The sequence below is a fragment of the Nitriliruptor sp. genome, assembly GCF_040882075.1.
In the GTDB taxonomy this organism is placed as follows: domain Bacteria; phylum Actinomycetota; class Nitriliruptoria; order Nitriliruptorales; family Nitriliruptoraceae; genus Nitriliruptor.
This window is the reverse complement of sequence record NZ_JBBEBZ010000196.1, coordinates 1-1975: the sequence shown is the minus strand read 5'-3', so window position 1 is coordinate 1975 and position 1975 is coordinate 1. Positions and strand designations below refer to the sequence as shown.

Annotated in this window: 3 protein-coding genes and 1 pseudogene; all 4 read right to left on the bottom strand. The window is 74.8% G+C overall.

What is annotated here, in order from left to right; genetic code table 11:
- On the bottom strand, positions 1-218 hold a 218-nt coding region (locus tag WEB03_RS13795), incomplete at its 3' end, for a DUF4259 domain-containing protein (protein ID WP_368071495.1).
- Between the two features lie 31 nt (positions 219-249).
- Positions 250-1053, bottom strand: coding sequence for an SDR family oxidoreductase (locus tag WEB03_RS13790; protein WP_368071494.1), 804 nt, complete (start codon positions 1051-1053; stop codon positions 250-252).
- The gene (locus WEB03_RS13785) at positions 1053-1535 is read right to left on the bottom strand and encodes an XdhC family protein (RefSeq protein ID WP_368071496.1); all 483 of its coding nucleotides are present in this window, start codon (positions 1533-1535) and stop codon (positions 1053-1055) included. Before WEB03_RS13785 ends, WEB03_RS13790 begins: the two co-directional genes overlap by 1 nt.
- Before the next feature lie 14 nt (positions 1536-1549).
- A pseudogene (locus WEB03_RS13780) lies at positions 1550-1975 on the bottom strand (acetyl-CoA carboxylase carboxyl transferase subunit beta); the annotation flags it as partial.

The window sequence follows — 1975 nt, the reverse complement described above, 5'->3', positions numbered from 1 at the left end:
TCCTCCGGCTGTGGGCCGTCCGGCAGGCGTGCCGCGACCAGGCAGGCGGCGGCGACGGCCTCGCTGACCTCCGGGCACTCGAGGTAGCCGTCGGTGTCGACCTGGGCGAGCGCGTCGCGGAGGGCGTCGAGGAACGCGTCGTCGTCCGCCTCCTCGAGGTCGCCGAGCAGATCGAGCGCGTCGTCGTTGTCGAACGGTGCGGCACCCCAGGTCCCCACGGTCCCTCCACGAACGGCGGTGGGTGGGAGGCTACGCGGGCCCCACGACGCCTGGAGTGGTTCCGGTGAACGCCCACGCGTCGGGCGGGCCGCGGTCACCGTTGACCCACGGTCCGTGGAGCGACGGGAGCAGCATCGGGACGGTGTCCGGGTCGAGCGCGCGGCGTCCGACGAGCGAACCGCGACCGGGCCGCCGCACCCCCGTCCGCTCGAGGTAGGTCCCGAGCGGGACGGTCGATGGCCCGTCGGCGGCGAAGACGACGTGACCCGAGGTGGCCGACGAGCGCAGGCGGTCGAGGGCGACGACCAGGGCGACGACGTCCTCCGACCGGATCGGGGCCACCGGTCGCGCTCGTTCCTTCTCGGCCAGCCCCGCGGTGCCGAACGCGTCCCGGATCGCCGGCGTGTCGATCACCGAGGTCCGGACCACGACGGTCGGGACCGGAGCATCGGCCAGGATGCGCTCGACCTCGCCGTGGGCCGCCCGCAGCGGGTCGGGTGCCGTGGGGTCCGCCCCCGGGATCGACAGCGCGACGATCCTCCGCACCTCCGCTCCTGCGGCGGCCCGTGCCAGCACCGCGGCCTCGGTGACGAGGACGTCGGGGGACGGGGCGAGGACGCCGCGACCGACGTGGACCACGGTGTGCACCTGCGCCATCGAGGACTCGAGGTGGCCCTCGTCGTCGGCGTCACCGCCCGCGACGATGGCGCCCCCGGCGCGGAGGCTCGCGGCGTCGCCCGACGTGTGGGCTCGGACCTCGCCGCCCTCCTCGAGCAGCGCGGCAGCGATGCGTCGGGCGAGCGGCCGGTGGGCCCCGGTGATCAGGACCGGCATCAGGCGTCCTCGTCCGAGCTGCCGGTGACGGGCTGATGGGGGCCTCCGGGACGGTCGTTGCGGTCCGCGACGAGCCCCGCCAGGATCGACAGCGCGATCTCCGCCGGTTCCCGCGAGCCGATGTCCAGGCCGATGGGGCGGTGCACCGTCGCGATGAGGTCCTCGTCGACCCCCTCGGCTGCCAGCGCCGGACCGTGCGGCCCGGTGTGACGAGGTGAGCCGATGATCCCGATCCACCGGGGTCGACCGTGCACGAGCGGGGCCATCACCGGACCGATGTCCTCGCGGTGGTGGTCGGTCACGACGACGTCGGCGTCGGCGTCGAGTGCGATCGTGGTCGGGTCGTGAGCGACCTCGTCCGCGACCGACCGCAGCGCGTCGGACAGCCGCTGCTGGTCGGGTTCGAGGAGGACGGTGCGGTACCCGAGCTCACGTCCCCACCGCAGGAGGATCTCGGCGAGGGGGCCGGCGTAGACGGCGATCAGCCGTCCCGCGCTCAGCGCCGGCCCCCGGTCGAGGTGGGCAGCGGGCCGTAGCGGACGGCGCGTGCGATCAGCCGGTCAGGATCGTCGTCGAGCTCGGCCAGGGTCGCGATGACCTCGGTCCGGAGCGCGGTGGCGGCGGTGACGGGATCGAAGGTGGTCGGGCCGGGGATCGTCCGGTCGCAGATGCCGAGCCGACGGAGCTGCGACGCGGTCGGCGCGAGGTGCCCGGCGACCTCCTCGGCGCGTGTCGGGTCGCGGTGGAGGATCGCCGCGGCTCCCTCGGGGGCGATGACCTCGAAGACGGCGTCGTCCTGCATGAGCAGGCGGTCGGTCGCGGCGATGGCCAAGGCCCCACCCGAACCGCCCTCGCCGGTGACGACGGCGATCGTCGGAGCCGTGACCGCGAGGGTCGCCACGAAGGTCTCGGCGATGGCGGT

Excerpts from the sequence above, each read along its gene's own strand:
- WEB03_RS13790 (WP_368071494.1), bottom strand. The coding sequence starts at position 1,053 with ATGCCGGTCCTGATCACCGGGGCCCACCGGCCGCTCGCCCGACGCATC.